Source organism: Microcystis sp. LE18-22.4A, from assembly GCF_027531105.1.
Taxonomy (GTDB): Bacteria; Cyanobacteriota; Cyanobacteriia; order Cyanobacteriales; family Microcystaceae; genus Microcystis; species Microcystis aeruginosa.
In genome coordinates this window covers 1-2,155 of record NZ_JAPZRB010000156.1, presented here as the reverse complement: position 1 = coordinate 2,155, position 2,155 = coordinate 1, and the positions used below count along the sequence as shown (strand labels likewise).

Here is a 2,155-nt window from a genome sequence, read left to right as displayed (position 1 = left end):
GTTCTCTCCCTGCTGATGCTCAAAAAATAGGTAATGCTATTCGTAAACATTGGGGCATTGAAAATCAGGCTCATTGGATTTTAGATGTTACTTTTAATGAGGATCAATGTCGGATTCGCTCTGGTCACAGCCCTCGTAATGGGAGCCTTCTTGAGACGAGTAGCACTTAACGCTCTTAACCAGGAATCGACTTACCGACGTAGTCTGGCACAAAAAAGTAAACGGGCGGCCATGGATAATAACTAACTATATGATGGCTGTGCTGAAAGCCTTTTGTCAAGCCTAATTGAGATGCTCTTACCCTGGGTGATTCTGGCAAGAGCATTTGTTCGCTTGACTCGCTGTTCTTACTCATTATACTATAACAGTCCTTGGGCTATCAATTTTTCGAGATACCCAACTATGTAAACAAATATATTATGAATCAAGGCATTGACTATTTTAATCGTGGACATTGGTTAACAGGGATTCAAGAACGCTTAAGTGTAGAAGCTCGCCGTAAGATGTTTGATTTAGCTATGAACAAACTCGATTTACGGGCAGGAGAAAGTATTATTGATATTGGTTCTACTCCAGATGTGGAGAGGATAGACAGTAACTGTATGATTCCCTGGTTTCATGAAGCAGGGTTAACTGTCGCCCTCTCTTCCCCAGAAGACATTTCTTCCCTGAGCCAAGTGTTTCCTTTTGCCAAAATTTTAAGCCCCAATGGATTTCATCGCCCAATTCTTGCTAAGGAGTGTGAGTTTGATGTAGCCACCTCTAGCGCAGTTTTAGAACATTGTGGTTCGACTAATTTACAGGTTGAACATATTCGAGAGTGTGCCAGAGTTGCTAGTAAAATATTCTTAACTACACCCAATCGTTGGCATTGGCTAGAATTTCATACTAAACTTCCCCTAATCCATTGGTTACCAAAATCTTGGCATCGGTTTCTATTAAATATAGTCGGGTTATCCTTCTGGGCTAAGGAAGATAATTTAAACCTACTGGGTAGAGCCGAATTATTAAACTTAGCTAAACAAGCTTTAGGAGACAATTTCAGTATTAGAGTCGAAACCATCTGGGCGCTGGGAATGCCTTCCAATTTAGTATTATTAGCTAGACGTATTAATGACTAATACAGGGTAAGCGCATCTTAACAATCCTTGACAAAATGAACTTTATGTGAGTTGCTTACCCAGAGGTACATTCAGGCATATTTGAGGAGAATTTGCCATCTCAATTGTTAAGCAAAAATCGACCCAATGTTAAGATTTCGTAACTATTCTGATTGACTGGTATCACTTGAAATGCCCACACAGCAAGCAGATCACAAAAGTGGCTAATTATCAATAGCGTTTGAGATGCGCTCACCCTGGTATTAAATGTAAAATACTTGGATAAAACGTAAAGGTAGTTATGCAGACAAAGAACTCGTATTTTTTAGATTTAACTCCTCTAAGAGAATTGATGTTTTCCAGAACCTTCTGGTTCAGTCTCAGCATCGTATTCTCCATTTTGTACAGTATCTTATTCTTACAAGTTGCTTTCGGTAGCGAGTACAGTATTCAGGATGACGCACGCCTTAGTATTGTTGACTTCCAGGAAAGAATAGGGCTGACCGGCTACGGTAAAATTAGGGTTTCGGCTGATATCGAACTCAGGGGGAGCATCTCACTTGTGCAATGAGTATTAATGCTTATAGCAGTCAAAAACTAGAAAATCTTGAACCTGATCACAAAGAGAAATGAGATTATAATAGTTATAACTTACGATTCAGAATATATCTCGATGGGAGGAACAGTCCAATGTTATCAGAAAATGAAAAAAGAATTAAAGAGTTATGTCAAGAGTTAGGGCAATGTCTTTAGGAACAATCCCAAGTTGAGAAATTTAATAACTTGGCAGAGATAGAAGAGACTGTTAGAGATTTAATGATTCAGTATGTCAACCCAGAAATCGGTATTTTTTTGTCAAAACAAGCACAGGAGAAACAGCCGGTCGGACAAGAAAAGTAAAAAGTATTTTGGGCGAATTACCAATTACAGAAAAACAAGCGAAGAAGTTAGAAGTAAAGCCTCGGACTCAGATGAGTCCAATGTTAGAGAAGAACTGTTTGCTATTAAGTGGCGATGAATCCTACGAGAAATCGGCGCAGAAAATCAAATCATTG

At 39.1% G+C, this 2,155-nt stretch carries 1 protein-coding gene and 2 pseudogenes; all 3 read left to right on the top strand.

The features are described from left to right. A pseudogene (locus O9295_RS07255) lies at positions 1-286 on the top strand (ISAs1 family transposase); the annotation flags it as partial. A 133-nt stretch (positions 287-419) separates the two neighbouring features. Next, positions 420-1,121, top strand: a complete 702-nt coding sequence (locus O9295_RS07250; protein WP_288032511.1) for a hypothetical protein — start codon at positions 420-422, stop codon at positions 1,119-1,121. Between the two features lie 669 nt (positions 1,122-1,790). Then, positions 1,791-2,155, top strand: a pseudogene (locus tag O9295_RS07245) (ISKra4 family transposase); the annotation flags it as partial.

Bases quoted from the DNA above. Each gene is read 5' to 3' on its own strand.
- O9295_RS07250 (WP_288032511.1), top strand. From the start codon at position 420: ATGAATCAAGGCATTGACTATTTTAATCGTGGACATTGGTTAACAGGG.